Raw genomic sequence first — 24,440 nt, 5'->3', positions numbered from 1 at the left:
CGATTCACGCGTGGCTCAGATCGCTCTTAAAATCGATGTTGATACGTTGCGCGGCACACGTGAAGGCGTGCCAACGCTGGTGCGTTTATTAGAAAATGCCAAGGCGCGCGCAACTTTCTTGTTTAGCTTAGGTCCAGACCATACTGGCTGGGCTTTACGTAGAGCACTCCGCCCTGGCTTTTTAAAAAAAGTCGCGCGCACTTCGGTGCTCGAACACTATGGTTTGAAAACCCTGTTATATGGCGTGTTACTGCCCGGGCCAGATATCGGCTGTCGGGCCGCCACTGAAATGCGCGCTGTGCGCGATGCGGGCTTTGAATGCGGCATTCATACGTGGGACCATGTCCGCTGGCAAGATAACGTACGCCAGCGCGGACGGGATTGGACGCTAGCCCAGATGCAAAAAAGCTACACGCGTTTTCTTGAAATTTTTGGCGCAGCGCCGACGACACACGGGGCAGCCGGCTGGCAAATGAATGACTACGCTTTTGCGCAACTTGACGCTTGGCAGATGGCTTATGCGTCTGATGGTCGCGGCCATGGCCCATACCGGCCAACGCTCGACGGCCAGCCACTCGCCCAGGTCCAACTTCCAACCACCTTGCCCACTTTCGATGAAAGATTGGGTGTGAATGGCGCCGATGCGTCTGAGGTAGTGCGCCAATTGCTAGCGCTGACTGAGCCGGATCAAACCAATCACGCTACCGCACATGTCTTCACCTTACATGCAGAACTAGAAGGACAAAAGCTTGCGCCTTTCTTTGCCGAGCTCCTCGCAGGCTGGCGTGCGCAAGGCCATGCCTTAGTCGCGTTGGCGGATTATTATGCAACGCTTAAGCTTGATGATTTACCTTTATATCCTATAAGCTGGGGCGAAATCCCTGGACGCGCGGGCGAATTGATCCTACAACCCTAGCTCAAGCCGTTGTCTTAACGCAATCGAAAAACAGGAGAATTTTGATGTCCATTGCTCTTAATCAAGCCGTGCCAGAATTCAGCGCAACCGCTAGTGGCGCTACTTTGACGGGAAACGAGGAGAAAATCTCGCTTAGCAGCTTACGTGGCAAAAATGTAGTGCTGTATTTTTACCCTAAAGACAACACCCCAGGCTGCACCACTGAGAGCCAAGATTTTCGTGATGCGTATGCGCAATTTAAGCAAGCCAACACGGAGATTATCGGCATTTCTCGTGATAGCTTAAAATCTCATCAAGGTTTTCAGGCGCAACACAATTTGCCATTCAGCTTAATTTCAGATCAGCAAGAAGAACTTTGCTCTCTGTTTGATGTAATTAAACTTAAAAACATGTATGGCAAGGAAGTGCGTGGCATCGAGCGCTCAACTTTCTTACTGGATGCACAGGGCGTCCTACGCCAAATATGGCGTGGCGTCAAAGTACCAGGGCACGTTACAGAGGTGTTAGATGCTGTGCACGCGCTAGCAAAAGCGTAAAATTTACGTATCTAAATATTAAGGAAGACCATGCCTTTGCCAACCATGCCGAACAAACTGGGTAGCCAATTGCCGCTTGATGCTTATCAAGCTAAGGCTCGCCCTGCAAAGCGGGAAAAAAAAGCAAAAGAGGCGCCCTCACCCCAACCTGGTTCCGCTTCGTTGCCTACTACCAGTAGCGCACCAGCTCCTGTTCCAGCTACTCCGCCAACACGCCGCACCCGCAATCCTCAGCCAGCTCGACAACCCACCTTAGTGGCTGCGGTGCGTAAATTTTTTGTGCTGGATACCAATGTCTTAATGCACGATCCATCAAGCCTCTTTCGCTTCGAGGAACATGACGTTTATCTACCCATGATGACGCTCGAGGAGCTTGATAACCATAAAAAAGGCATGTCAGAGGTCGCGCGCAATGCGCGCCAAGTGAGCCGCACGCTCGATGCATTGGTGGCCAATGCGAGTGACTTGCTTGCCGCCGGCATCCCCTTGTCACGTCTTGGGCATCGTGAAGCGACCGGCCATCTGTTCTTTCAAACCCAGCTCCAACCGTTTGCTCCCATCGCTGGCTTACCAGCGGGCAAGGCGGATAATCAAATCCTCAGCGTAGTCCATGCGCTGCAAAGCAAACACCCTGAGCAACAAGTTATCTTGGTGTCGAAAGACATCAATATGCGCATTAAAGCTCATGCGCTTGGTTTGCCTGCGGAAGATTATTTCAATGACCAGGTGCTCGAAGACAAAGACTTGCTGTATTCCGGCATGTTAGCGTTAATGCCTGACTTTTGGGGTACGCATGGCCAAAATATGGAAAGCTGGCAAGATACCAAGACCGGCACCACGCTTTACCGCATCACCGGTCCACAATGCGCATCTTTCTTAATTAACCAATTTGTTTATTTTGAGCCCAATAACGGTGAGCCTCCGTTACATGCCCAGGTCCGTGAAATTAATGGCAAAACTGCGCTTTTACAAACCTTGCGCGACTATGGCCATTATAAAAATAATGTGTGGGGCATCACCGCGCGCAACCGCGAGCAAAACTTTGCGTTAAATTTGCTGATGGACCCAGACGTCGATTTTGTTACATTGCTGGGTCAAGCTGGGACAGGTAAAACTTTAATCGCGCTGGCGGCAGGTTTAGTGCAGGTGCTAGATGATAAACGTTACAATGAAATTATCGTCACCCGGGCTACGGTGTCAGTCGGAGAGGATATTGGTTTTTTGCCAGGCACTGAAGAAGAAAAAATGCAACCATGGATGGGAGCCTTTGACGATAACCTTGAAGTTTTACAAAAAACGGATAGCAGCGCGGGCGAATGGGGTCGTGCGGCAACTCAAGATTTGATCCGTTCCAGGCTTAAATTTAAAAGCATGAGTTTTATGCGAGGGCGTACTTTTGTGAGCAAGTATCTGATTATTGACGAGGCGCAAAATTTAACTCCGAAGCAGATGAAAACCCTGATTACGCGTGCCGGGCCTGGCACTAAGATTGTTTGCCTAGGCAATATCGCACAAATTGATACGCCTTATCTCACCGAAGGCAGCTCTGGCATAACATATGTCGTAGATCGTTTCAAAGGCTGGCAGCATGGCGGCCATGTTACGCTGGCGCGCGGCGAGCGATCCCGTCTAGCCGACTATGCATCGGAAATTCTTTAACCCTTCTATTCAAACGTGCAAGCAGATATAAGCAACGAGAAAAATAACTTGCTTGCCCTTAACTAATTTTATGAAACAAAGCATGCAGCACAAACTTGATCAGCTCTCGCAGCGGCTCAAGGAATTAAATCAATTACTCAGTAAAGAGGACGTTACGGCGGACCTTGATCAATACCGCAAGCTGACACGCGAGCATGCTGAATTGGCGCCATTGGTTGAAAATTATAATGAATGGATAAATTCAAAAACCGATGAACAAACCGCGCAAGAAATGCTCACCGACGCGACGATGCGCGCATTTGCTGAAGACGAGCTGCACAGCGCTCGCGCACGCATGGCACAGCTTGAGACAGAACTGCAAACCATGCTGCTGCCGAAAGATCCCAACGACGAGCGCAATATTTTTCTAGAGCTTCGCGCTGGAACCGGCGGCGATGAAAGCGCGCTTTTTGCTGGTGCGCTGTTCCGTATGTATCTGCGCTATGCCGAACGTAAACGCTGGCAAGTCGAAATTATGTCCGAAAACCTCTCTGAACTGGGGGGGTATAAAGAAGTGATTATTCGCATCATCGGCCAAGGCGCTTATTCACGTTTAAAATTTGAATCCGGCGGGCATCGAGTGCAACGCGTACCGGAAACCGAAACCCAGGGAAGAATTCACACCTCTGCGTGCACCGTGGCTGTCATGCCAGAAGCGGACGAATTAGGCGCCGTTGAAATCAATCCTGCCGACTTGCGCATTGATACTTTCCGCGCCTCAGGCGCAGGTGGCCAGCATATTAATAAAACCGATTCGGCCGTGCGTATCACGCATTTGCCAAGCGGTATTGTGGTTGAATGCCAGGATGATCGTTCTCAACATAAAAATAAGGAACGTGCTTTAAAAGTCCTCGCTGCGCGCATTCAAGACCAACGCTACCATGAGCAGCAAGCCAAAGAAGCCGCAACCCGCAAAAGCTTGATTGGCTCAGGAGATCGCTCAGAACGCATCCGTACGTATAATTTTCCACAAGGCAGAATGACCGATCACCGGATTAACTTAACGCTTTATAAACTTGAAGCGTTGATGGATGGGGATCTGGATGATTTAATCAACACGTTGGTGAGCGAGCATCAGGCTGAGTTGTTAGCTGCGCTGGGAGAAACCCATTAATCCTGCTCGACTGGGGACGACAGCCACTGCAGCGCAACTGCTGCGTGCGGCACCGCTTGAAGCGATGGAGGCTCGTATCCTGTTAGCGCATGTGCTCGGCTGGCCACGTACTGAATTGATCACCCGGGCAGATGAAATGCTGCCGGCAAGCCAAATCGCCGCTTTTCATGCGCTTGAAAAACGCCGCCTCGCGGGCGAACCTATCGCTCAAATTATTGAACAACGCGAATTCTTCGGACTCACTTTTCGCATCACACCAGCCGTACTGATTCCGCGCCCAGAGACAGAACTACTGGTCGAATTAGCCTTGGCCGCGATTGCCTCCATCGATGCACCAAGGGTGCTTGATTTAGGTACCGGAAGTGGCGCGATTGCGATTGCGATTGCGCACCAACGGCCTGACGCTCAGATCACGGCAACGGATCAAGCCCCTGCCGCGCTCGCGCTTGCCGCATGGAATGCGCGCCATCTATTGCCGGTTGACCGGCCCGGTGGTTCCCTCAATTTTGCAATGGGTGACTGGTATCAGGCACTGACCGACCCTAAGCGCTTTCACCTGATTGTCAGCAATCCACCGTATATCGCCGCGCACGACCCACACCTGACCCAAGGTGATCTACGCTTTGAGCCACGCCAGGCTCTCACGGATCAAGCCGACGGCCTGAGCGCCCTCCATACCATTATTGCCCAGGCCAATACCTGGCTGCTAGATAACGGCGCGTTATGGCTAGAGCATGGCTATAATCAAGCCGCAGCAACCCGCGCGCAACTTATTGCGCATGGCTTTAGCCAGGTGCGCTCAGAACGCGATCTAGCGCACATCGAGCGGGTGAGCGGGGGCCTCAAGTCCTAAAAATTTCGGTAATATATTAGAAAATCTTTAGCTAAAAGGGAACTCATGGTCGGCCACTCACACGCTCATCATGAGCATCATAGGCCAGCCGCCAGTTATGGGCGAGCTTTCGCGCTCTCCATCGGACTCAATCTGGCGATTGTCTTAAGCCAGCTGATTTACGGTTGGTTAGCGAACTCGACCGCGCTGATCGCGGATGCAGGCCACAATTTCTCCGATGTATTGGGGCTGATCTTAGCCTGGGGCGCCATCTGGCTCGCAAAAAAACAACCCAACCCACGTTATACTTTCGGGCTGCGGGGCGCCTCCATTCTGGCCGCGCTAGCCAATGCAGTGCTTTTGCTTGGCGCCTCGGGTTGGATTGTTTGGGAAGCTGTGCCTCGCTTTATGCATCCCGCCCCGGTTGCAGGCGCAACTGTATTTATTGTCGCCACAGTAGGCGCCGTGATCAATGGTTTTTCTGCCTGGTTACTCATGTCGGGGAGCCGGCATGACCTGAATATCCGCAGCGCGTTTTTACATATGGTTGGAGATGCCGCCATATCGCTTGCAGTTGCCATAAGTGGGCTGATCATTTTGTGGACAGGCTGGCACTGGGTTGACCCAGCGCTGTCAATCGGCGTCGTGCTACTTATCGTCTACAGCACCTGGGGACTATTACGCGCGTCATTGCAACTGGCGCTTGGCGCGGTACCCGCTAACGTGAATCTATTACAGATTGAGCATTACCTTGCTGGACTTCCCGGCGTTGTCAACGTATGCGATTTGCATGTATGGGCGCTCTCGACCACTGAAAACGCATTAACCGCCCACTTGAGCATGCCCGCCGGACACCCTGGTGATGATTTTCTGACTGCGGTGACGCAAACCCTTGCTCATGAATACTCAATCCATCACGTTACCCTTCAAATTAACTTAGATAATACGATGCGTGTTTGTGCACTAACGTCGCCTGAAGCGCTGTCATAATGCCAAAATCCTCTTGGGTGAAATGAACCATGAAAAAGCAAATCTCCTATATCGCTCCTGGTCAAGCGGCAAAAGCCCTGATCCTAATTTACTTGACCTTCTCGGTACCGATTGTGCTGTTAGGAGCCATCATGGCTTATGTGCGCTATCAGGTCTTTGCCATCAGCGCCTTGCTAAGCGCCCTTTTAATTAATGCTGCGGTTGGTTTTGCGCTCTTATGGTTAGCCTGCCAAATTTATAACTGGGTTGCGTCATATGTGGGTGGCATTGAAATCACGCTGGATGAGATAAGCCAAGACTCCTAACGCCCCAAGGCACGGCAGCTTGGCGGACTAAATCGACTCCTCTTCCGTCAGCAAATTAGGCGCGGGTTCGCTTGGCAATGCCTCAACATTGCGCAACTGTTTATGCATAACGCGCGTGCGCGTTTCAGCGGCCACAATTGAACGCGTCACCGTTTCTAATTGCGCCTTGGTCTTCGCCAAGACCTCGCCAAACTTCATAAACTCAGTTTTTACGGTTCCTAACAACCGCCATACCTCGCTTGAACGTTTTTCTATGGCTAATGTACGAAACCCCATTTGCAAGCTATTTAATAATGCAGTTAAGGTCGTCGGCCCCGCTATCGTAATACGGTAATCACGCTGTACCGCATCGCTTAGCCCAGGACGGCGCAGCACTTCTGCATAGAGCCCTTCAGTCGGCAGAAAAAGTAAGCCAAAATCTGTTGTATGCGGTGGCGCAAGATACTTCTGCGCAATCGTGCGCGCAGCTTGTCGCACACACGCCTCCAATGCGCGCCATGCGTCTTCCACTGCAACGGGATCGGCGCGTTCTTGAGCCTCCAGTAAACGTTCATAATCGGCACGCGGAAACTTAGCGTCAATCGGTAACCAAACTGGCGCGGCGAGACCATCTGCATCCATGGCATCGGAACGGCCAGGCAGGCGCAGCGCAAATTCGACATGCTCATTACTGCCAGGTACCGTCACCACATTCCGCGCATATTGCTCTGCGGTTAATATCTGCTCAAGCAATGCGCCAAGCTGTACTTCCCCCCAGGTCCCGCGCGTTTTAACATTCGTTAAAACTTTTTTCAAATCGCCAACGCCGATGGCAAGCGTTTGCATTTCCCCCAGTCCCCGGTGCACCTGTTCCAGTTGCTCACCAACCAGTTTGAACGATTCTCCTAACCGCTGCTCAAGCGTAGCGTGCAATTTTTCATCAACCACATGACGCATTTCATCCAGTTTTAGCGCATTGTTGGTTTCTATATCTTTTAATTTTTGCTCAAGCGTAGCGCGCATTTCAGCCATGCGCCGGCTATTTTCTTCAGACAATTGCGAGAGCTGCTGATGCAGCGTATCGCTAAAGCGTTTAAGCGCCATACCTTGTTCTTCGCGCGCCTGCTGCGCCTGTTGCTGCACGCTGTGCCGCATCGCTTCAAGCTGCGTTGTATTACCAGCCGTCAATTTTGCAAGCTGTTGTGCAAAAGCATCAATTTGGTTGTTTTGTAAAGTAGCGATACTGGTGAGTTGGGCAGACAAACTTTGCTGGAACTGAACGAATCCCGTGGTTAACTCTACACGCGTCATGCGTGCAGTTTCAGTCACAGCGCTGCGCAATTCGCGCTCAAGACATTCAGAGGCATGAGTTTGAGCGTTATGTACCTCATCCAGGCGGGTACGCAGCACTGTAAGTTGGGTGCTTAGGTGCGCTCGCAGAAAAAGGATTAATCCAATCGTTAGCACGAACGCGCACCCGATACCGACAATAGAAAACAAGAATATTGGCATCGAAAAATATCTACCTACATAAAAAAACGTTTATCGTTTCAACAGAAAAAAAGTAACGTTGTTAGAGCAAAAATTGGGATCAATACGGCCCCCGACCAAACCATATAGCCTAAAAAGCTCGGCATCCGCACTCCATTAGATTGAGCAATTGACTTAACCATAAAGTTAGGCGCATTGCCAATATAGGTCATCGCCCCCATAAAAACTGCGCCAGCGGAAATCGCCGCCAAGGTTGCCGCCCCTTCATGCATAAGGTGAGCAGCATTGCCGCCAGCCGTATTAAATAGCACTAAATAGGTCGGAGCATTGTCGAGAAACGAGGAAAGCAACCCCGTGACCCAAAAGTACATTGCATTGATTGGCTGCCCATACTCATCATTAACGAGCCGCGTGACAAAGCCCAAAGCCCCAGCCTGACCTGCGCGCAAGATCGCAATCACCGGCGCAATCGTCACGAATATGCTGGCAAAGAGTTTTGCGACTTCCGTAATCGGTTCCCACGCGAACGCATTGCCCGCGCGAGCTGATTTTGAGGTCCAGCGCAAAGAAACAAAAATCACCACCAGCAAAAAGACGTCACGCAGCAGGTTTTGCAATGCCAGCGGCGTGCCCAATATATCAAAAGAAATCCCCGGCTTCCAAACACCGCTCATTAAAACCAATCCAAGCACGCATGCAAGCAATATAAAATTTATTTTGCCCTCGATCGTGAATCGAGCTGAGTCAGGCGTAGGATCGAGAAAAGGCGTGCGCTCTTCTTCGCGGTGGTAAAAATAATACCGCTCAAGCAAGTAGAACAATCCTAACAACGAAACAGTGACAAACAACATGGGTTTAAATAAATGCGCCGTCGTCCAGAAAAAACCCACGCCATTCAGAAAACCCAAGAACAGCGGCGGATCGCCAAGCGGCGTGAGCGCCCCCCCAATATTAGCCACCAAAAATATAAAAAATATAACCACATGCGCGACATGCCTACGGTTATCGTTAGCGCGCAGCAAAGGACGAATCAACAACATGGCCGCCCCAGTAGTTCCCATAACACTAGCCAGTGCCGCGCCTAGGGCGAGCAGGGCGGTATTGACGCGTGGCGAACCATGTAAGTTACCCCGCACGCAAATACCGCCGGCCACAGTATAAAGAGCAGCGAGCAGGATAATAAAAGGCATATATTCAGCAACAAATGCATGCACGACGATTTGGCTCACCTCACCGATGCCAAATAAAGCTGCATACGGCACAATAAATGCTAACGCCCAAAACCCAGAAACCTTACCGAAATGCTTGTGCCAAAAAGCAGCCGTCAAGAGCGGCAACAATGCAATCGACAGCAACATACCCGCAAACGGTATGCCCCATTTAGCGGACAAGACTGGAACAGCCGATGAAATATCCATCCTATTTTCCTAAGAAAAACTTGCGCCTAGTTTAATCAAGTGAAAACAAAGTACACTGGCATGCTTCGCCAATCTGCTAAGATTTAGTGCACCGTAACAAGGTTTGGCTATTATATTGATTGAATAGCTTTAAAACTATTATGCTCTTTGTAAGGAGATCAGCTGCATGACTCATGTAGTAACCGAAAATTGTATCAAATGCCGTTATACCGATTGCGTAGATGTGTGCCCTGTCGATTGCTTCCGCGAAGGCCCTAATTTTCTTACGATTGATCCTGAAGAATGCATTGATTGTGCCGTATGCGTTGCGGAATGCCCAGCCAATGCGATTTACGCGGAAGAAGATGTTCCTAGCGAACAACAGCAATTCATTGCGCTGAACGCAGAACTCGCCAAGCATTGGCCCAGCATCACCAAAACCAAAGCACCACTGTCCGATGCGGATGATTGGAAAGATAAACCTGATAAGTTACCGTTGCTTGAGCGCTAAAGTATGCAAGCGTATTGCGAAGCATCAGGCTATAGTTACGCTTACGACATTTAACGCACACGATTTTAGTTGACAATTTCTGAACCCATCAATAGAATAGCGGGTTCTTTATTCCCCGATAGCTCAGTCGGTAGAGCGACGGACTGTTAATCCGCAGGTCCCAGGTTCGAGCCCTGGTCGGGGAGCCAGATTCTAAAAGGTCTACAGCGATGTAGGCCTTTTTTATTTGTTCTACAAAATACGGCTTGTTCTACAAAAATCTATTTTGTAGGTTTAACAGTTCTCCCCCGTTTGCGTACATAATGCTCTGTCATCGATGCGTTACTATGGCCTAATAGGGCCTGTGCCTCCCGAATATTTCCACCGCTTCCCACTTCTATATCTGTCCCTGCTTTAGCGCGCAAATCTCTGAATTGAAAACTTGCTTTATCGATCCCAGCAGCCTCACGCGCTCGATTAAATCTGAAGCGTAAGGTATCGTAGCTCAATGGTTGACCGTTCTCGTTAATTAAAAGTTGCATGGGTACAATCCGTAAGCTTTGTTTGCGACGCCTAATTCGCGCTAACGTAGTGGCAAGCTCTCCGATAATTTCAATGCGAACTTGCGCTCCAGTTTTATTTTGCTTAATAACAAGTACGCCCTCTTGTATATCTCGCTCCTCTAATTTCAGCACATCCGCGGGGCGTTGCCCTGTTAGATATGCCAGGTCCATTGCATCACGCAATGGTTGATCTGCTGCAAACCATACTGCACGATAAGCTTTATCGCTTATATAGTTATCGCGACCTTTTTCTGTATGCTTTTTGATGCCAACACATGGATTGGGTTGGTCCGTTAGTCCCCACTCTCTCGCCTTATTAAAAATATGACTTAAAAGCGCGACTTCCCGATTAGCTCGTGTTTTAGCATCTTTTCGCCAATCTAAATACTGACGGATATGCAAAGGACGAATCTCATCTAACTCTGCTGGAGGGTTATCAAAAAATCGATACAACGAAGCGAGTTCTTGGAAATTATCTTTTTGTGTACGCGGCGCTTTAGCTGGGATAATTTCTTGGCTGTAGCGTTGCGCAACATCTCGAAAATGCAAGGTTACTTTTGCTGCGGCAGTACAGGATGGTTCGTGTTCTGTATATAGGCGCAACGCTTCGATAAAATTATGGCCGAGTGGTTTCCAGCGGCGCGGCGTACCGCCCATATCATAGTAGTAATACACTTTGCCACTACTAGTACGTTTAATACGCATGTGCGGTGGCAAATTAAGATTCTTAGTCGGCCTACGTCCCATATTTCGTCTTTTAGATAAGGACGCTAGGCCGCCAAATTGCAGCAGGTTTAATAGGCTCGGGACGCCCTTCTATAAAAGCGCGGGTTACAATAGGTCGATCACGCGCATTGAGAAAAAATGCGATTCCTTTTTCACTTAAAAACTCTGCCTGGCGTTGGTATTTGGTGAGTTTTGTAGGCTTTTTGCAAAGACGACGAGTATGCCCTCGCTTAATCCCTGTGAATTCATCTACTTGCTCTTCGGTCAAAAATACCTCACTCATTTCCACTCCTCAGCATGGGCTAGAGCGTTGAGCCGGCTTTTCTTCAAAAACCCAAAATTGAGGTTCCAAATCGTATCCCACCTCAAATACTCCGAGGCTTGTCCCATCCTCTTTGAAGATTTGAATTGAAATAGATTCATTCCATTCCCAAGTTCCCTCACTTTCTGAGTAATAATTCCCTGCCACCTCTCTGGCTACATACTCGGCATCCTCTTCACCCCAATTTGACTCGAAACAATCCGCATCTTCAAATCCCCAACGTTCATCCACAATATATTTATACGTCGTCATCTCTTTTCTCCATTCATTCATGGTGCTTCATTGCCAGCGGTTGGCATTTGCATGAAGCCAGGTTTCATACGTCATTCCATTGTTCGTCCGTCAGGCTTGGGCGTGGATCAACATAACCATCCACACGGCAGCGATGTTGGGGCAGCAAAATCGATGCGGGTGCACGGGGACGTACCTCTGCGCAGCGCAGACAAGGAACCCCATACTTCGCCCTCAGCGCCTTCTTATGATCCCTTATCGCATTGAATATTTCACCCATATCACCCATGTGAACTCCCAGCCTGGCTCGTTGAATCTACGCTTTTATTTTTTGGGTAAATATTGAAACTAGCAGTCAGTCTTTTATGAACCTCAAAGACGCCTAGGCTTACCCCATCTGCTTTAAACACTTCCATGAGAATTTCTCCCTCTCCGCTAGCCGCCCCCCAAATACACTCCGAATCAAGATGCTCCGCTGCGGCTTGGACTAAGCCTTCAACCGCGCCTTCATCCAGCATCGATTCAAAAAAATATCCATCTTCAAATTGTTCGTCGTAGTCCAACACCGCATAGCTGTAGAGCTTTACATTTTTTTCACTCTTCATGATCACTTTCCTTTCATAAGTTTTGGTAAAAGCTAAACATCATCAGCGCAATCACTATCGTGAGCGCTCCACCCATACGCGTTGCCAACTGAGCAAACGGCATCAGATGCATCCGATGGGCTGAGGTCAGAATCGCCATATCCCCCACGCTGCCCATCCCGCTATGGCAAACATTGATGATTGCGCTTTCAATTGGATTCAAACCCATCCAGCGCCCGACAATTAAACCTGCCAGAGCGAGGGTCAGCACCGTCACAAAGATCGGGATTAAATAAACCGGCGTTAAAACGCTAACCAGGGCTTGCCATGGCGTCAGGGTTAACCCCATTCCAAACAGAATCGGATACGCCGCCGCTTGAGAAAAAAAGTGGTACATCAGATACGCCCCTTCTTCCAGTCGGGGTGAAAGCGTCATCGTGAGTTTGATCAGGACCGCCAAGCCCAGCATCACCAACGGCGCGGGCCAGCCAGTTAACTGATGCACCAAAACCCCTACCATATACAGGCTTAGAGCCAACATTCCCACTGAGGCCAGCGACTCCATCAAAGCGGTGGGCGTTGAGTCGGTGGGTCGGTTTTTTAAGTGTCCGACGGACAGCTTTTGACCCCGTTGACTCAGGTCAGAGTTAAGCTGCCCCAGTCGATGCAGTACCCCTGCACACGCCACGGCCATCAAATTGCCCAGCACGATTGGCGGCATCACTTGGGCAAACAACTCTGGCTGGGACGTCTGTAAAATCGCCGCATAGCCTAGGGTCAACGGAATCGCCCCCTCACCCAGGCCACCCGCCATGATCGGAATCACGATAAAGAAGAAGGTGTGGTGTGCGCTTAGGCCTAGCGCCATCCCCGTCAGGGTACCCACGATTGCCGCAGCGATAGAACCCGCAACAAGTGGCACAAAGAGCTTCACGAAACCTTTAATCAAAAGACTCCGTTCCATACTCAAAATACCGCCCACCACCACCGCAGCCGTAAACAGATACAGGATATTCGTGTTCTCCCAAAATTCCCGTATCGAGCTTTCCAGCTCCATCGGCATGAGCTCGCTATACACGCAGTACGACGGCAAGAGCACGGTCACCATCACGGGGCCGCCCAAGTACCGCAGAACCGGTATCTGTTTACCGATCTCGGCGCAGCTAAATCCCAATACCGCCACCACCGCCAACATCACCGAGAGTTCTCCTGGCATCTCACCCAACGCGATAAAGCTCAGTAAACATAACCACATCAGTCCAAACACCGGTAACGGAACCATCCCAATTCGGGTGGGTATTGAACTGAGCCAGTTTCTTAAACGTTTGGCATAATGAAATAGGGTTTGCATGATTCAGCCTCCAAGTGCTCATCGAGCCTGTGTGACAGCTTTAAAATAAAATATCGTCGTCTATATCGCTCAACGGACTCGGGGCCGTCGCACATGACTCACGACTGAATGGAATGTTGCTTTTTTTAAGCGGGCGATGCTTGAGCATTTTCGATAATTCCTTCAGTTGCTCCGCTTCTCTTGTTTGGTCCAAGATCTCTGAGGCCATTCGCTTCGTGCTTGTGCAGAAAAATCCCACCGGCGCTACCCTGATTCCAATTCCGCCATCCCGCTTTTCATATTCTTCGGTGTCCAACAGCACCCCAATTTCTTTATCCAATAGCGCTTTAAAAACCTGGACAGACTTAGTCACCATTCCACTCGCTTCCTCATCCCACTTCCTGATCGCCCCTGGCCCCGATTCCAACTTTTCAAGCCCCAAACACACCATCAGCGCATTCAGATACCGATAGGCATACAGCTCTTTTTTATCTATATCCAACGTCCACAACGTAAAATATGCCCTCGCCTTGTTCTCCGTTTCAAACACCAACTCGATACCCCGAGTTTTATGCGGACTCGTCACCTCTACCGCTTGCATAAACTGACCCACATACTCCCCTGGCACTGTGATACGACTGCTGCGCTGTTCCGCTAGCCTCGCGGCTTCTATATTTAACTGATACATACCTTTCCTTATTTGTGTGGACTTGACTCAAGCCGCTTCTTTGAATTCGACAATCACCCCTTTTTCCAGCCAGTGCGTCGCTATGTTTTGAGAAAAACTCTGAGGCAACGCTTTAAGCGTGCCAAAAATCAGCGCGGTATCGATCTCTCCGCCTTGGGCCAGACTATCTAGCCAAGTCAATAACTCTTCACGGCCTTTCAAATCCAATACGTCAAACCGGTCCAACACCACTAGTTTGATTTTGGACAGATAAGAGATTGCTTCCGCCAACATTGCATCCGCTCGCCACTTCTCCGATTCAGACAACAGCGCATACGAACGGCCACCCGCTTGCACGTGCATATCCTTTGTCACCACAACCTGCGTCCATTCTGTGATCGCAGCCGAGTCTTCCAAACGCTCATTGAGCGGCGTCAAAGCTTCGGCAAGCATTTCCCCTGGGATACCCTTAGGGGCCAACGCATCGGCAATCGCACTCCACGCCCGCACCGATTCGTGCGCAGACAGAGCCTTGGCAGTACGCTCATCTGCTTGCGTCACCTGACGCTCGGCCTCTTGATAAGCCGCCCTTTTTTCTGCTAGGGTGCTGCGGTCGTTTTTGAGTTTTTCGAGTTGCTCGCGCACAGCATGAATGACTGTTTCGTCTGGCTTCTCGCCAAGGGCTAGCTCTAATTCAGCCATCGCTTTCATGGCTGCCTCAGCATCCGCTAACGCTCGCGCCTCGTTAGCAACCGCTTGCTTTAACCGGTACACCGCCGCTTCGTATTCTGGCAATCGGCCAAGGTTCTCCTCTACGCCCTCTGCAAACGGCACCGCATGCAGCCCCCCATCCTTCAGCGCCAACAGCGTGTCGCAGTTTGGGCAAGGCAGTGCATTTTTCGCAAAATTCAACGCTTTGAGCGTCGCCACTTTTGTTTCCCACTCTTTCAGTTCTGCTTGATCGCGGGCGAGTGTGTCGGCAATATACGTATGACGGCTACCTTTCTCACGCCATTCAGCGAGCCGCTGCGCAGAGTCGGCATACCGCTTGTGATCCGCCTGCAATCCACCCAGATGTTGATGGGTTTCGGCCAGTTCAGCATCGAGGGCAGATAACCGGTGGGGCAAATCAGCCGATGCTGTACGCTCAAACTCTGGCTTTTTGGCCTGCCACGTGGCCGCTTTATTGTCGCCGTAGGCTTCCCCTGTGAGCGTGCGCCACACTGCTTTTTCATCGCGTGCCTTGTCCTTCGCCCATTCGTGCGCTGCATCAAAGCCTGAACGGAATAGCGGCATCAGCACTTCCACTTTTTGCGCATCACACCCTTTTTCCAACAGCCGTCTTTGCACCTCAGCACGACCCGCATTCAGACCCATCAAACTAAATAAAAAGGTGCGACGCTCATTGCATCCAAGTCGCGTAAAATGTTGCGCATCCAGCACATGCGGCAGCGCTCTGGGCAAGACATAGTTCTCTGTTAGCGTGGTTTTACCCGCCGGTAAGCGGAGTGCGGCGCGAATTTTATGGTCAATCTCAACTTCAACAAAACCCACTTCAGCGCCTTCGGTCACCAGTTGGCCGCACTCTTTTTTAAGACCCACACGCACGGTTTCACCGGTGAGCGCCATACGTACCGCTTCTTGCAGGCTCGATTTACCCGCCCCATTCTTTCCCGCAAACAATGTGACGGGATGCGTGAGCGGCTTATCGGCCTCGCGCACGCCCAGAAAATTCTTGATGCTCAAGCGTGATAACTTCATACAATCTCCTGTTCAGGATTAAAACTCTTCAACGTAGGGTGGGTTATTCAATGCCGCTCATCACCCGTTCATAACTTTTACGAGGCGCAGCCTCTCCATAGGCTTCTTCCATCTCGTGCGCACGGATTTTTGCTTCTTCTTCCGCATTGGGTATCCAGTGAGCATCGGGGACAGTGTTTTCACCCCGTTCTGGAGCCTCTGAAGTTTCGCCGCTTTCCGCCACACCGTTTTCATCCTCACCGTAAGGGGCATCCTCGGCAAATACCGTAAATTCGCCGTCGATCGTGTCTAAGTGTTGGTCCTTGCCTGCCTCAGCCATACCATCCAAGGCCGCCGCCGTTTGAAACTCGATCGATAGCGGCAAATACTTCGCTAAACGTCGAATCACCGTCTTGCGCCCCATCTCAGTGAAGTGCTCGAGCCAGACCTTCGACGGGTACTTGTTTTTCTTGTCCGCAGCAGCCTGGATCGCCTCGACCTGCATTCGACTCATGAACTCAAAGCAGTGGCCGCCATCCTTCAACTTCGCTACCGCATAAAAGCCGATGATTTCGCCGCGCTCACCCAAGGCGGGCGTATGATTCAATTTCTCATCCAAGCCATACACCAGCTCGAACTGGTCCTTCTCGCAGACCTCATGCGCCGCAATACTTACAATCTGACCGGAACGGCGCGCAAGATCGATCAGGCCTTTGTAGCCGATCATCACTTGCACGGACTTCACCCAACTCCCCCTTCGCTTAACGTTGAACGGCACCAGATAAGCGTGACCGAGCACGGTATTCGGCTCCAGTCCCATCTGCGCGCACTGACCGATCGCGCTCACCAGGCTCGGAATGTCACATTCAGACAACGCCGGAGTGGTGATCGCCGCGATCTGCGCCACCTTCAGTAGGCGCTCTGCGTTTAGATGCTTGGGCAGCATCTTGGCGATCTCTCCTTGCCTAGATTTCAGCAAATGGGCAATCCTTTCCCTAGGTTTCATCACCTTGGTCAATGCCGGTTCGCCAGTGGCGGCCGCTTTTAACGCTTGAACACTCATGTTTTTTCTCCTCAATACAGTGGGTTACTTCAGGCAAAATGTGCGAGATTCGCTGGTTTTGCGAAATTGTTGGCAAAGCTCAGGATGAGCTTGCTCGAAGGCTTTGATATCCACACGCTGCGAAGCCTGGGTTTTCCACGTCGCCAGAGGCTGGCCTTGGTAGCGCAGCGTTGCGGATTCGCCCATGCGAGCCTTAATCTTGGTTTCGAGAAGTTCGATGTTCCCTACAACATGCTTAGCCTGAGCTTTGGCGCTTTTTAACTGCGTGTATAAATCCAACAACGCATCATCGGCTTCAAGCACGCGCCCATCGTCACGCTTGAATAAACTCGCTACATCGCTTAATGTCTTCGCCTCCGGCGCAATTTGGGGTAGGACGTGCTTGAACCAAAATTCCCGACCCGCATCAATTAGGATCGCTTCTAACTCGTGATCTCGCTCAATACGAAATTCCCGATACTCATTGCCGCCAAACAGCGCCGCAATCACTGCATAGTCATAATTTTTCACTGCCATGTACCATGCGACTTGCGCGACGTATGTCAGCGGCACGTCGTCACTCCCTTCTAAACCCCATGCTTTAGCGCTAAATGTATTGACGTTCTTGATTTCCAGCACGCCGGGGCGCTCGCCGGGGATCATTCCATCTAGGTTCGCAACCATCCATTCGTGCTCAGGGTGGCGCGCAATCGTGTCCGGCTGAATAATCTCAATGCCGTGCTCCTCTGAAAAGCGCTGGATGATGATCGGCTCCACCGCATGTCCCCAGTAAAGGTATTCAGTCGGCTCATCCGCGGGGGGCGGCTCCGTCTTAGCCAAATACACATCAACCGCTGTGCTGAAAGGGCTAATGCCCAGGATGGCCCCGATGTCAGAACCGCCAATGCCGGTCCGACGGGCAGCCAGGAATGCTTTACGCATGGATGGGTTCATTTGATCTCCAGTAAAATGGCTGCACCCAGGCATAGAGCGAGTAAGAACGTCCCTACGCTGGCTTTGATGAGAACTTCGATGCGGTTTGCCCGTATCGCCGCGCGTAGCAACGCGTTGTCAGGGCGTTTCATGCGGCGGCCTCTTGTAAAGAGTTATTAGCCTGCAAGCGCCGTTGCGCGCGTTCGATCAACCGTTGATATTCCTGAGTAACATCCTCATCGCCATACTGGTGAGCAACTCTTTTAAGGAAAATTTCGGGCGTGCCGCTAAAAGAATGATGCGTCAGCTCAATCCCGCCGCTTTGCGTGCGATAGGCGGTCAAAGCAATGTCATAAAAATCGAAAAAATTAAAAAAATCCTTATTGCTACATACTCTTGCATTGCTTGATAAATGGGCACAGCCTGATACCTCTACCTTACCCCATACTTCTGCGTTGCCCGATACACAGGCGCGGCCCGATATATGCGCACTGCCAGCTATCTGGGCACGGCCCGAGACTTGCACGTCGCCTGATACACAAGCATTTTCCAATACATAGGCGCTGCCCAATACTTGGGTGTTACCTGATACACAGGCGTTACCTGATATCCACGCATTGCCCGATACTTGGGCATTCTCTGATATCCACGATTGGTCCATTACATGTGCGTGGCCTGATACACAGGCGTTGCCCGATATCCAGGCATTGCCCAATACTTGGGCATTCTCTAATACCCAGGATTGGCCTAATACGTGTGCGTTGCCTAATACTCGGGCGTTACCCGATATTTGTGCGTCGCCTGCTATCTGAGCATGGCCCGATACCCGCCCTTCTCCTAATACACAGGCGTTGCCCAATACCCAGGCGTGACCAAATACTTGGGCATTCTCTAAAACTCGCGCACTCTCGTATACCCAGCAAGAACCTAAGTGACATAAATTTTCTTCTTGCTCGATATACCCCCCAAGATCGCCTGCCTTGACCTTTCCAAAATTAATCAAGGCTCGGATTCGGAAGAGTCTATGGCCTGACTCCTCGATAAAATCATCAAGGACTAACTCATATTTCTTTGGCTCTATAAATGTTCCTGACATAACGTTCTCCTTTACGAAGGTTAGAATCGATGGCGTTTTTGGATCGCTTTAGCTTTCGTACAAAGGCAAATATCGTGCGTACTCTGTCGCTCTTTGCAGCGCCTCATCTGTCTGCGCTTGCAAAAGGCGATCGTAGGTTTCAGCAAGCAAGAGGGTGGTCCGCCCCTGAGCCGCATCGCATAGCGCTTGCTTTTTAACCTCATCGGGTAGATCCACTATGGCTTCTAGTAGATCTTCTAAAATCATTTTTTCTTCAACTGCGTTAGCCAGCGCGCAGTAATCCTTGTCGGCAGCTTCTGAGCGTGCCTGTAATCGGTCGTAGTGGGCTTCGACCTTATGCATCAGTTCGTTCACGTTCATGCCACGCTCCATGGGCCGTATTCGCCCTCGTTTGCAGCTTTTCTGGTATAACCATCACAAAGAAAATCTTGTGCTAGAATTTGGAGACAGGAGGTACTAGCTATGGGTGCAGTTGCATTCGATACATTGCAGTTTGTTGAGACGCTTAAAGATGCTGGCGTGCCAGAGGCGCAAGCGAAAGCTTTTTCTATGGCCGTAAGAAACTCACATGAAGCAGCAGAGTTAGCAACCAAAGCGGATCTGCGGGAATATGAATCTTCCGTAAGAAATGATTTAGAAAAACTCGAAACGGGCTTGCGCCATGAAATAAGTAATGTGCGCCATGAGATAAGTGACTTACGAAAAGACATGGATGCCAAATTCATCGTCATAGGCGCTGAAATGTCTTCTGTGAAATGGATGTTAGGTTTAATTGCTACCGGTATCTTCGGGCTTCTTGTCAAAACATTTTTCTGACTTTCACCATCATTGTTTTGACAAACTATTCCCTGAATACTCTTCTGAATATCTGATGCTATAGCTTGACGCATGAGTACACCCGCTGCAATTGGCGCTGTAATGATGACAATGGGGGCTTTCTTGACAGGGGCATACCTCCGTAAAAGCTCTGCCTTTGGCCTCATGACATCTACTCTCGCTCTACTTATCGGTAGTTGCCTGTTCGTCTTTTCACCGGATTGAGCAAAAATTCTCTTTTTCTCCAGGCCATAATCTCTAATTTGATATAGAGGCAATCGACTCATCGCCACTCCTTTATTTAAGTATGCTTAAATCAATATTAAGCATACTTAATTTCAAAGTCAAGAAAAATGTGCAGCATGCTTACTACATGCCACTGAAAAACTGATGCTATGACCGTTTAATAGTGCTCTCTGCGACTTGGATGAGGCGCATTTTCAAGCAGCCTAAAGAGCCAATAGCTTCAACAAGATTTTTGCGATAGTGACCAGCGAGGCCATGAAAATGCTCGCCGTTGTGTGTTCGAAACTGAAATATTAGGCCGTTTATTGCGCCCTGCTGAACCAAATTTAAAAGATCTCGCAACGCTTCTTCGACTTCTTTTGCCTTCTTTTTATCAAGAGGTACCAGATTTAAAATTGCGCCCATTTTTTTGTCCCTTCTCCTGTTCATTGTCGATAGAAGGAAAGTATTTTGCCTCTACAGATTTTGGAGAAAGCGAGGATGGGACCTCCCTAATAGGTAACTCATTAAATACGGATCGAAGCACATTAATTGCCCGTTCTACTTCCAAATCCGGCAATGATTCAAGCAAGGTGATAGCACTACGTATATTTTTTTCTGTTGTTTGATATTTGGGTCCGTGTCCAAATACTAGCCACTTAGGTCTAATGCCAAGACTTTCACAAATGAGAATGCAGTTACCTGCATCCAGATTCTTAGTGTCTCCATTTTCCCACTGAGTGACAGATGCGGGCCTGACCCCGACAGCGCGAGCTAACTGCGCTTTCGTCATGCCCACTTCTTCGCGGACTTTAGCGATTCTTTGATTCCAGTTCATTAAGAAAGCTTAATACGAGTGCACTTCAGCATGCTTGCAATATTGAGTTAAGTATGCTTAAATATATTTCAGATCATTAAACGAACTGACATGCATTTAGATCCGAACCTTGTAATTAATCGCCTGGGCGGTACATCTGAGGCCGCTCGCATTTGCGAGGTGAGCGCACCCGCCGTATCCGAGTGGCGCAAACACGGTATTCCAAAATCACGCCTGCAATTTTTGCGCCTCGCACGACCAGATGTTTTTACGGATGAGAATCTATCAGTCATCGTCAAACAAACTACAACCTGTCTTTTCGAATCCAGCCTAGAAACGACTTAAATGCATATCGAAAAAACTATTACCGAATGGGCATGCGACTTCTGCAGTGTTCAGAAAAAGAAGATCAAGCCGGCCTCCAAAACTTCTGAGGATCATTCGCAAACCAAAACTCTTCGAGCAATTTGGATGTATGCCGAAAAAACTGCTCTTGAATGGCTTCCAAAGTTTTACCGTGAACGGGGAGCAAGACTTCGGCCGAGATTCTTTCTCGAACTCCAGAATTCATACGTTCAAAAGCTGCCTTGGCAAGGACTCTATTATTTTGCGGCTCTAATACTAATGAGCCAAGCTTAATTTCATTTTCAATCATATGTATTTTTATGATGAGTTGAGGAAATAGTGAATGGAAAACATGAAAAGTGCACCAATGTCATCCGTGTATGGCCTGAAAGGCTGGCACAGATGGTGCCAAGCGAATCAATGCCCTTTCGGAGAATTGTCTTCGCTGCCTTTGATAACGAGTGATAAAACATGATATCAACCGTTATCAAACACAATTCAAGCCAGCTTACGCTAGATTTTGAGGCTGGGTTGGTGGAGCGGTATAGGTCTTTGCGCGAGTGCGTTGCGACTGGCGTTTATCAGCGTGGACTGACTCGTATCGCTATTGATCTTGATCTCGCCCCCAGCAACCTTTCAGTACAGCTCAGTGAGGACTCATCACGACATTTTTCTATTGATAGGCTTGAACGCTATATCGAAACAACAAAGGATCTAACTCCAATTTATTACTTAGCTGAAAAGTTCTTATCCGACAAATCAGCAAAACAAAGTGCCGCTTTAGCTCAACTAACGACCATGTTTGGTCAGTTTCATCAACTTATAAAACAAGCTGGGTTGACATGAAATGCTTAATTACTTTCTGACTTTTTTCTATTAAGTGCAATTTCTTCTGGCACCGTGAACAAATACATTAATAACATTGTACAAAACATATGCAACTGATTTGCTTCTGCTTGCGTCACCTCGATAGCGTTATGCACCACATCATTACCCAACGTCCGAATCTCGTGAGCCCAATCTCTCAGAGCTGGCGTAATCTGCCCTTCTTTCGCCAGTTTATCGATACGAGTGTCAAGGCGCCAAGCGACTATTTCGGGAGCGAAGCCCTTCAACGCTATTTCAAGTGTTTTTCTATACATCATGCCTGCCGCATCAAAAAGACCTGCATTTCGACTCTTTGCCGCTTGTTCGAAACAGCGTTTGACATCATCGGGAACGTGGTCAGGAGCATTTGTCGCTGGAGGAGCTGGAAAGACTTTCAATCCGAAAAAATTATTGGCAGTGCATATGGCATCAAAGTATTCATGCGGGAGGTCTTTTTTAGGGTATGGAACAACCCAATTTATAACCAATGCAATTGGTTCGTAGCAAGAGCCGCATTCAGCAAGCGCATTATAAATGTCCGTTTTTTTTAAGTGCTGCTTTGAGTAAAAAACTTTGAAATAAACCTTTTGAGTTCCGCAATGGGGACAATCATAGATGATATTTGACATGTATATAAATGAAGTAGTGACTTACGATGAAGTACTAGAATCGCTACTGAGGAAATCATCCTCACAATCCGTTTCTCTTATTAATGAAGCATATCAAAAAGCAGACGATAAAGATATTTTCATGTTTGCGCTTATCGCAAAGCTGGTAATGCTGCACTCAAGATTTTGTAAAACCGCTTAGGAAGTTTCTTAAAAATGAAACGTCCATCCTTCCAATTCTACCCCGCCGACTGGCGCAAAGACCCTGCTTTGCAAGATCGCTCAGTGGTGGCATGCGCATCTGCACATAAAGCTTGCGAATGAGCCAAAAACCCAATATCTGGATGCCGCTTTATATTGCCGATTATCTGGCGGACACAACGCGGCTAACCACTGAACAGCACGGGGCTTACCTGCTGCTAATCATGGATTACTGGCGCAATGGTGCACTGCCGGATGATGATGCTGCGCTTGCAAATATCACACGCCTTTCTCTATCGCATTGGAAAAAACAGCGTGGCGCGTTGTCCAGACTATTCCAAGTTGGTCACGACGAATGGCGTCACAAGCGCATTGATACCGAATTGGAGCGAGTCGCTAGAAATTCAGTCAAGCATACGGAGCGCGCTCGCAAAGCAGCGACTAAACGATGGTCCAAGCAATCCTTTGAAGATGCTACAAGCAATGCTTGCAGCAATGCCAGTGCAATGCTTGATGAATGCCCTTCACAATCACATTCATATTCACCTTCTTCTTCGAAGAAAGAAGGGGATAAATCCCCTTCAACCCCTCGGACACGCGAAAAGCCGGCGGTGACGTTGCCAGACTGGCTGGCGAAAGAGGACTGGTTGGCCTTTACCGAGCATCGAAAGCGGCTGAAAGCACCGATGAGCGAAGTGGCCCAAGTGCGAGCGATAGCCGAGCTTTCGCGACTTCGAGACAACGGCCATGACCCAAGCGCCGTGCTCAACCAGAGCATCGTGAACGGCTGGAAAGGGCTGTTTGACCTCAAGCGCCATGAAGCGCACGGGTTCAACCGGCAGGCGATGTTGGAAGCGCGTAATGCCCAAGCCTGCCTTGAGGCCAAGGCGCTGATTTTTGGGGAGAGCGCTGATGCAATCCTGTGATTTTGCGGCTTTCGGCCAGATGCTGCAAGCGATTATGGCGATGTACGGACGGGATTTGTCCCCCGCTCTGGTGGCGCTGTACTGGCAAGGCTTGCAAGCGTATGACCTCGCCGCTGTACGCGAAGCGCTCAACCGGCATGTGAACAATCCCGATACGGGCCAGTTCATGCCCAAAATCGCCGATATTCACAAGATGCTGCAAGGCTCTACGCAAGATGCTGCGTTGACTGCTTGGAGCAAAGTGGATCGGACCATGCGTGAAAAAGGTCCGTACCCAAGTATTGTTTTCGACGACCCGCTTATTCATCGCGTGCTTTCCGAAATGGGCGGCTGGGTTCAACTCAGCACGAAGCATGAGGAGAACTGGCCGTTTGTACGCAATGAGTTTGTGAATCGTTACCGCGGATACCGGATGCGCAGCGAAGTGCCAGACTATCCGCCCGTGTTGATTGGCATCGCAGAAATGACGAATCAACAACTTGGATTTAAAGTTGCACCACCGTTGTTAGTCGGCAGTGCTGCCATGGCGCAGCGCGTCATGCAACTTGGCACCCATAAACCTTTGATTGGATTTACCCAACTGCATCCAAAAGAGCTGCAAATCGCATGTCATCAGGAGGCTGCGTGATACAGAACGCCAAGCCAAAACAATC

Annotated in this window: 31 protein-coding genes and 1 tRNA gene; 14 read left to right on the top strand and 18 right to left on the bottom strand. The window is 49.6% G+C overall.

The features are described from left to right. Nucleotides 1-10 precede the first annotated feature (10 nt). The 7 genes from MCB1EB_RS02380 (at nucleotide 11) to MCB1EB_RS02350 (ending at nucleotide 6,391) form a co-directional block, all read left to right on the top strand. Nucleotides 11-916 (top strand): polysaccharide deacetylase family protein, encoded by a 906-nt coding sequence (locus MCB1EB_RS02380; RefSeq protein ID WP_045363181.1) that lies wholly within the window; start codon nucleotides 11-13, stop codon nucleotides 914-916. Between the two features lie 44 nt (nucleotides 917-960). Beyond that, entirely contained in the window at nucleotides 961-1,452 is a 492-nt protein-coding gene (locus tag MCB1EB_RS02375; protein ID WP_045363182.1) for a peroxiredoxin, read from the top strand. A gap of 30 nt (nucleotides 1,453-1,482) precedes the next feature. Then, on the top strand, nucleotides 1,483-3,111 hold the full coding sequence (locus MCB1EB_RS02370; RefSeq protein ID WP_026921106.1) for a PhoH family protein: 1,629 nt from the start codon (nucleotides 1,483-1,485) through the stop codon (nucleotides 3,109-3,111). Nucleotides 3,112-3,181: 70 nt separating this feature from the next. Then, nucleotides 3,182-4,264 (top strand): peptide chain release factor 1, encoded by a 1,083-nt coding sequence (gene prfA, locus MCB1EB_RS02365; RefSeq protein ID WP_026921107.1) that lies wholly within the window; start codon nucleotides 3,182-3,184, stop codon nucleotides 4,262-4,264. A gap of 10 nt (nucleotides 4,265-4,274) precedes the next feature. Continuing rightward, nucleotides 4,275-5,117 (top strand): peptide chain release factor N(5)-glutamine methyltransferase, encoded by an 843-nt coding sequence (prmC, locus tag MCB1EB_RS02360; protein ID WP_161566228.1) that lies wholly within the window; start codon nucleotides 4,275-4,277, stop codon nucleotides 5,115-5,117. A gap of 45 nt (nucleotides 5,118-5,162) precedes the next feature. Continuing rightward, nucleotides 5,163-6,086, top strand: coding sequence for a cation diffusion facilitator family transporter (locus MCB1EB_RS02355; RefSeq protein WP_052393811.1), 924 nt, complete (start codon nucleotides 5,163-5,165; stop codon nucleotides 6,084-6,086). Nucleotides 6,087-6,115: 29 nt separating this feature from the next. Next, nucleotides 6,116-6,391: a DUF3566 domain-containing protein gene (locus MCB1EB_RS02350; RefSeq protein ID WP_026921109.1), complete on the top strand. Its 276-nt coding sequence runs from the start codon at nucleotides 6,116-6,118 to the stop codon at nucleotides 6,389-6,391. Nucleotides 6,392-6,418: 27 nt separating this feature from the next. Here the strand turns inward: MCB1EB_RS02350 and MCB1EB_RS02345 are convergent, their stop codons facing one another. Next, on the bottom strand, nucleotides 6,419-7,882 hold the full coding sequence (locus tag MCB1EB_RS02345; RefSeq protein WP_045363185.1) for a DNA recombination protein RmuC: 1,464 nt from the start codon (nucleotides 7,880-7,882) through the stop codon (nucleotides 6,419-6,421). A 38-nt stretch (nucleotides 7,883-7,920) separates the two neighbouring features. Next, nucleotides 7,921-9,279: a sodium:proton antiporter gene (locus tag MCB1EB_RS02340; RefSeq protein ID WP_045363187.1), complete on the bottom strand. Its 1,359-nt coding sequence runs from the start codon at nucleotides 9,277-9,279 to the stop codon at nucleotides 7,921-7,923. A 166-nt stretch (nucleotides 9,280-9,445) separates the two neighbouring features. Between MCB1EB_RS02340 and fdxA the strand changes: the two genes are divergently transcribed. Both fdxA and MCB1EB_RS02330 read left to right on the top strand, forming a co-directional pair. Beyond that, nucleotides 9,446-9,769 carry a ferredoxin FdxA gene (gene fdxA / locus MCB1EB_RS02335; protein ID WP_026921111.1) on the top strand — a complete coding sequence of 108 codons (324 nt, stop codon included), beginning with the start codon at nucleotides 9,446-9,448 and terminating at the stop codon, nucleotides 9,767-9,769. 112 nt (nucleotides 9,770-9,881) lie between these two features. Further along, nucleotides 9,882-9,957, top strand: a tRNA-Asn gene (locus MCB1EB_RS02330). Nucleotides 9,958-10,029: 72 nt separating this feature from the next. On the opposite strand, the gene MCB1EB_RS02325 is transcribed toward MCB1EB_RS02330, so the two are convergent. From MCB1EB_RS02325 to MCB1EB_RS02315, 3 genes are read right to left on the bottom strand one after another with little or no spacing between them, the layout of a single operon-like run. Further along, nucleotides 10,030-11,028: a tyrosine-type recombinase/integrase gene (locus tag MCB1EB_RS02325; protein ID WP_232034136.1), complete on the bottom strand. Its 999-nt coding sequence runs from the start codon at nucleotides 11,026-11,028 to the stop codon at nucleotides 10,030-10,032. 40 nt (nucleotides 11,029-11,068) lie between these two features. Continuing rightward, a complete protein-coding gene (locus MCB1EB_RS02320) occupies nucleotides 11,069-11,320 on the bottom strand; it encodes a DUF4224 domain-containing protein (RefSeq protein WP_045363189.1) in 252 nt (83 codons plus the stop codon). Nucleotides 11,321-11,329: 9 nt separating this feature from the next. Further along, nucleotides 11,330-11,632, bottom strand: a complete 303-nt coding sequence (locus MCB1EB_RS02315; RefSeq protein WP_126353838.1) for a hypothetical protein — start codon at nucleotides 11,630-11,632, stop codon at nucleotides 11,330-11,332. Between the two features lie 30 nt (nucleotides 11,633-11,662). Between MCB1EB_RS02315 and MCB1EB_RS02310 the strand changes: the two genes are divergently transcribed. Then, nucleotides 11,663-11,857, top strand: a complete 195-nt coding sequence (locus MCB1EB_RS02310) for a hypothetical protein (protein ID WP_126353837.1) — start codon at nucleotides 11,663-11,665, stop codon at nucleotides 11,855-11,857. Nucleotides 11,858-11,871: 14 nt separating this feature from the next. On the opposite strand, the gene MCB1EB_RS02305 is transcribed toward MCB1EB_RS02310, so the two are convergent. Genes MCB1EB_RS02305 through MCB1EB_RS02270 form a run of 9 tightly spaced genes read right to left on the bottom strand, consistent with a single transcriptional unit; the run spans nucleotide 11,872 to nucleotide 19,342 of the window. Beyond that, nucleotides 11,872-12,195, bottom strand: coding sequence for a hypothetical protein (locus tag MCB1EB_RS02305; RefSeq protein WP_045363192.1), 324 nt, complete (start codon nucleotides 12,193-12,195; stop codon nucleotides 11,872-11,874). Nucleotides 12,196-12,208: 13 nt separating this feature from the next. Beyond that, nucleotides 12,209-13,525, bottom strand: a complete 1,317-nt coding sequence (locus MCB1EB_RS02300; RefSeq protein WP_045363193.1) for a 2-hydroxycarboxylate transporter family protein — start codon at nucleotides 13,523-13,525, stop codon at nucleotides 12,209-12,211. 40 nt (nucleotides 13,526-13,565) lie between these two features. Next, nucleotides 13,566-14,192, bottom strand: coding sequence for a hypothetical protein (locus tag MCB1EB_RS02295; RefSeq protein WP_045363194.1), 627 nt, complete (start codon nucleotides 14,190-14,192; stop codon nucleotides 13,566-13,568). Nucleotides 14,193-14,219: 27 nt separating this feature from the next. Continuing rightward, a complete protein-coding gene (locus tag MCB1EB_RS02290; RefSeq protein ID WP_045363195.1) occupies nucleotides 14,220-15,932 on the bottom strand; it encodes an AAA family ATPase in 1,713 nt (570 codons plus the stop codon). Between the two features lie 43 nt (nucleotides 15,933-15,975). Beyond that, nucleotides 15,976-16,974, bottom strand: a complete 999-nt coding sequence (locus tag MCB1EB_RS02285; RefSeq protein ID WP_081953511.1) for a recombinase RecT — start codon at nucleotides 16,972-16,974, stop codon at nucleotides 15,976-15,978. 24 nt (nucleotides 16,975-16,998) lie between these two features. After that, a complete protein-coding gene (locus MCB1EB_RS02280; protein ID WP_045363196.1) occupies nucleotides 16,999-17,907 on the bottom strand; it encodes a YqaJ viral recombinase family nuclease in 909 nt (302 codons plus the stop codon). Continuing rightward, nucleotides 17,904-18,038: a hypothetical protein gene (locus MCB1EB_RS12505; protein WP_269471770.1), complete on the bottom strand. Its 135-nt coding sequence runs from the start codon at nucleotides 18,036-18,038 to the stop codon at nucleotides 17,904-17,906. The genes MCB1EB_RS02280 and MCB1EB_RS12505 overlap by 4 nt, the downstream gene beginning before the upstream one ends. Next, nucleotides 18,035-18,982 (bottom strand): bactofilin family protein, encoded by a 948-nt coding sequence (locus MCB1EB_RS02275; protein WP_045363197.1) that lies wholly within the window; start codon nucleotides 18,980-18,982, stop codon nucleotides 18,035-18,037. The genes MCB1EB_RS12505 and MCB1EB_RS02275 overlap by 4 nt, the downstream gene beginning before the upstream one ends. A gap of 48 nt (nucleotides 18,983-19,030) precedes the next feature. Then, the gene (locus MCB1EB_RS02270) at nucleotides 19,031-19,342 is read right to left on the bottom strand and encodes a hypothetical protein (RefSeq protein WP_045363198.1); all 312 of its coding nucleotides are present in this window, start codon (nucleotides 19,340-19,342) and stop codon (nucleotides 19,031-19,033) included. Between the two features lie 102 nt (nucleotides 19,343-19,444). Between MCB1EB_RS02270 and MCB1EB_RS02265 the strand changes: the two genes are divergently transcribed. Next, nucleotides 19,445-19,798 carry a CCDC90 family protein gene (locus MCB1EB_RS02265; RefSeq protein WP_045363199.1) on the top strand — a complete coding sequence of 118 codons (354 nt, stop codon included), beginning with the start codon at nucleotides 19,445-19,447 and terminating at the stop codon, nucleotides 19,796-19,798. Nucleotides 19,799-20,191: 393 nt separating this feature from the next. Here MCB1EB_RS02265 and MCB1EB_RS02260 read toward each other — a convergent pair whose 3' ends face one another. From MCB1EB_RS02260 to MCB1EB_RS02245, 3 genes are all read right to left on the bottom strand, one after another. Beyond that, nucleotides 20,192-20,449, bottom strand: coding sequence for a hypothetical protein (locus MCB1EB_RS02260; protein ID WP_045363201.1), 258 nt, complete (start codon nucleotides 20,447-20,449; stop codon nucleotides 20,192-20,194). Then, on the bottom strand, nucleotides 20,418-20,861 hold the full coding sequence (locus tag MCB1EB_RS02255; protein ID WP_045363202.1) for a helix-turn-helix domain-containing protein: 444 nt from the start codon (nucleotides 20,859-20,861) through the stop codon (nucleotides 20,418-20,420). Before MCB1EB_RS02255 ends, MCB1EB_RS02260 begins: the two co-directional genes overlap by 32 nt. Before the next feature lie 388 nt (nucleotides 20,862-21,249). Beyond that, nucleotides 21,250-21,495 (bottom strand): hypothetical protein, encoded by a 246-nt coding sequence (locus MCB1EB_RS02245; protein ID WP_045361967.1) that lies wholly within the window; start codon nucleotides 21,493-21,495, stop codon nucleotides 21,250-21,252. 161 nt (nucleotides 21,496-21,656) lie between these two features. Between MCB1EB_RS02245 and MCB1EB_RS02240 the strand changes: the two genes are divergently transcribed. Beyond that, nucleotides 21,657-22,031, top strand: a complete 375-nt coding sequence (locus tag MCB1EB_RS02240) for a hypothetical protein (protein ID WP_045363205.1) — start codon at nucleotides 21,657-21,659, stop codon at nucleotides 22,029-22,031. A 5-nt stretch (nucleotides 22,032-22,036) separates the two neighbouring features. Here the strand turns inward: MCB1EB_RS02240 and MCB1EB_RS02235 are convergent, their stop codons facing one another. After that, the gene (locus MCB1EB_RS02235) at nucleotides 22,037-22,681 is read right to left on the bottom strand and encodes a DUF4145 domain-containing protein (RefSeq protein WP_081953513.1); all 645 of its coding nucleotides are present in this window, start codon (nucleotides 22,679-22,681) and stop codon (nucleotides 22,037-22,039) included. A gap of 299 nt (nucleotides 22,682-22,980) precedes the next feature. Here MCB1EB_RS02235 and MCB1EB_RS02230 point away from each other — a divergent pair, with 299 nt between their 5' ends. After that, entirely contained in the window at nucleotides 22,981-23,787 is an 807-nt protein-coding gene (locus tag MCB1EB_RS02230) for a YdaU family protein (RefSeq protein ID WP_052393813.1), read from the top strand. Beyond that, nucleotides 23,774-24,415: a DUF6475 domain-containing protein gene (locus MCB1EB_RS02225; RefSeq protein WP_045363207.1), complete on the top strand. Its 642-nt coding sequence runs from the start codon at nucleotides 23,774-23,776 to the stop codon at nucleotides 24,413-24,415. Before MCB1EB_RS02230 ends, MCB1EB_RS02225 begins: the two co-directional genes overlap by 14 nt. The last annotated feature ends 25 nt before the right edge of the window (nucleotides 24,416-24,440 follow it).

Origin of the sequence: Mycoavidus cysteinexigens (assembly GCF_003966915.1) — a bacterium.
GTDB classification, from domain to species: Bacteria; Pseudomonadota; Gammaproteobacteria; order Burkholderiales; family Burkholderiaceae; genus Mycoavidus; species Mycoavidus cysteinexigens.
This window is presented reverse-complemented; position numbering and strand designations above follow the sequence as displayed.

What these genes read in the sequence shown, in the direction of transcription:
- MCB1EB_RS02375 (WP_045363182.1), top strand. Translation starts at nt 961, where the DNA reads ATGTCCATTGCTCTTAATCAAGCCGTGCCAGAATTCAGCGCAACCGCT.
- MCB1EB_RS02370 (WP_026921106.1), top strand. Translation starts at nt 1,483, where the DNA reads ATGCCTTTGCCAACCATGCCGAACAAACTGGGTAGCCAATTGCCGCTT.
- prfA (WP_026921107.1), top strand. Translation starts at nt 3,182, where the DNA reads ATGAAACAAAGCATGCAGCACAAACTTGATCAGCTCTCGCAGCGGCTC.
- MCB1EB_RS02355 (WP_052393811.1), top strand. Translation starts at nt 5,163, where the DNA reads ATGGTCGGCCACTCACACGCTCATCATGAGCATCATAGGCCAGCCGCC.
- MCB1EB_RS02350 (WP_026921109.1), top strand. Translation starts at nt 6,116, where the DNA reads ATGAAAAAGCAAATCTCCTATATCGCTCCTGGTCAAGCGGCAAAAGCC.
- MCB1EB_RS02345 (WP_045363185.1), bottom strand. Translation starts at nt 7,882, where the DNA reads ATGCCAATATTCTTGTTTTCTATTGTCGGTATCGGGTGCGCGTTCGTG.
- MCB1EB_RS02340 (WP_045363187.1), bottom strand. Translation starts at nt 9,279, where the DNA reads ATGGATATTTCATCGGCTGTTCCAGTCTTGTCCGCTAAATGGGGCATA.
- fdxA (WP_026921111.1), top strand. Translation starts at nt 9,446, where the DNA reads ATGACTCATGTAGTAACCGAAAATTGTATCAAATGCCGTTATACCGAT.
- MCB1EB_RS02320 (WP_045363189.1), bottom strand. Translation starts at nt 11,320, where the DNA reads ATGAGTGAGGTATTTTTGACCGAAGAGCAAGTAGATGAATTCACAGGG.
- MCB1EB_RS02315 (WP_126353838.1), bottom strand. Translation starts at nt 11,632, where the DNA reads ATGAATGAATGGAGAAAAGAGATGACGACGTATAAATATATTGTGGAT.
- MCB1EB_RS02310 (WP_126353837.1), top strand. Translation starts at nt 11,663, where the DNA reads ATGAAGCCAGGTTTCATACGTCATTCCATTGTTCGTCCGTCAGGCTTG.
- MCB1EB_RS02305 (WP_045363192.1), bottom strand. Translation starts at nt 12,195, where the DNA reads ATGAAGAGTGAAAAAAATGTAAAGCTCTACAGCTATGCGGTGTTGGAC.
- MCB1EB_RS02300 (WP_045363193.1), bottom strand. Translation starts at nt 13,525, where the DNA reads ATGCAAACCCTATTTCATTATGCCAAACGTTTAAGAAACTGGCTCAGT.
- MCB1EB_RS02295 (WP_045363194.1), bottom strand. Translation starts at nt 14,192, where the DNA reads ATGTATCAGTTAAATATAGAAGCCGCGAGGCTAGCGGAACAGCGCAGC.
- MCB1EB_RS02290 (WP_045363195.1), bottom strand. Translation starts at nt 15,932, where the DNA reads ATGAAGTTATCACGCTTGAGCATCAAGAATTTTCTGGGCGTGCGCGAG.
- MCB1EB_RS02285 (WP_081953511.1), bottom strand. Translation starts at nt 16,974, where the DNA reads ATGAGTGTTCAAGCGTTAAAAGCGGCCGCCACTGGCGAACCGGCATTG.
- MCB1EB_RS02280 (WP_045363196.1), bottom strand. Translation starts at nt 17,907, where the DNA reads ATGAACCCATCCATGCGTAAAGCATTCCTGGCTGCCCGTCGGACCGGC.
- MCB1EB_RS12505 (WP_269471770.1), bottom strand. Translation starts at nt 18,038, where the DNA reads ATGAAACGCCCTGACAACGCGTTGCTACGCGCGGCGATACGGGCAAAC.
- MCB1EB_RS02275 (WP_045363197.1), bottom strand. Translation starts at nt 18,982, where the DNA reads ATGTCAGGAACATTTATAGAGCCAAAGAAATATGAGTTAGTCCTTGAT.
- MCB1EB_RS02270 (WP_045363198.1), bottom strand. Translation starts at nt 19,342, where the DNA reads ATGAACGTGAACGAACTGATGCATAAGGTCGAAGCCCACTACGACCGA.
- MCB1EB_RS02265 (WP_045363199.1), top strand. Translation starts at nt 19,445, where the DNA reads ATGGGTGCAGTTGCATTCGATACATTGCAGTTTGTTGAGACGCTTAAA.
- MCB1EB_RS02260 (WP_045363201.1), bottom strand. Translation starts at nt 20,449, where the DNA reads ATGGGCGCAATTTTAAATCTGGTACCTCTTGATAAAAAGAAGGCAAAA.
- MCB1EB_RS02255 (WP_045363202.1), bottom strand. Translation starts at nt 20,861, where the DNA reads ATGAACTGGAATCAAAGAATCGCTAAAGTCCGCGAAGAAGTGGGCATG.
- MCB1EB_RS02245 (WP_045361967.1), bottom strand. Translation starts at nt 21,495, where the DNA reads ATGATTGAAAATGAAATTAAGCTTGGCTCATTAGTATTAGAGCCGCAA.
- MCB1EB_RS02240 (WP_045363205.1), top strand. Translation starts at nt 21,657, where the DNA reads ATGATATCAACCGTTATCAAACACAATTCAAGCCAGCTTACGCTAGAT.
- MCB1EB_RS02235 (WP_081953513.1), bottom strand. Translation starts at nt 22,681, where the DNA reads ATGTCAAATATCATCTATGATTGTCCCCATTGCGGAACTCAAAAGGTT.
- MCB1EB_RS02230 (WP_052393813.1), top strand. Translation starts at nt 22,981, where the DNA reads ATGAGCCAAAAACCCAATATCTGGATGCCGCTTTATATTGCCGATTAT.
- MCB1EB_RS02225 (WP_045363207.1), top strand. Translation starts at nt 23,774, where the DNA reads ATGCAATCCTGTGATTTTGCGGCTTTCGGCCAGATGCTGCAAGCGATT.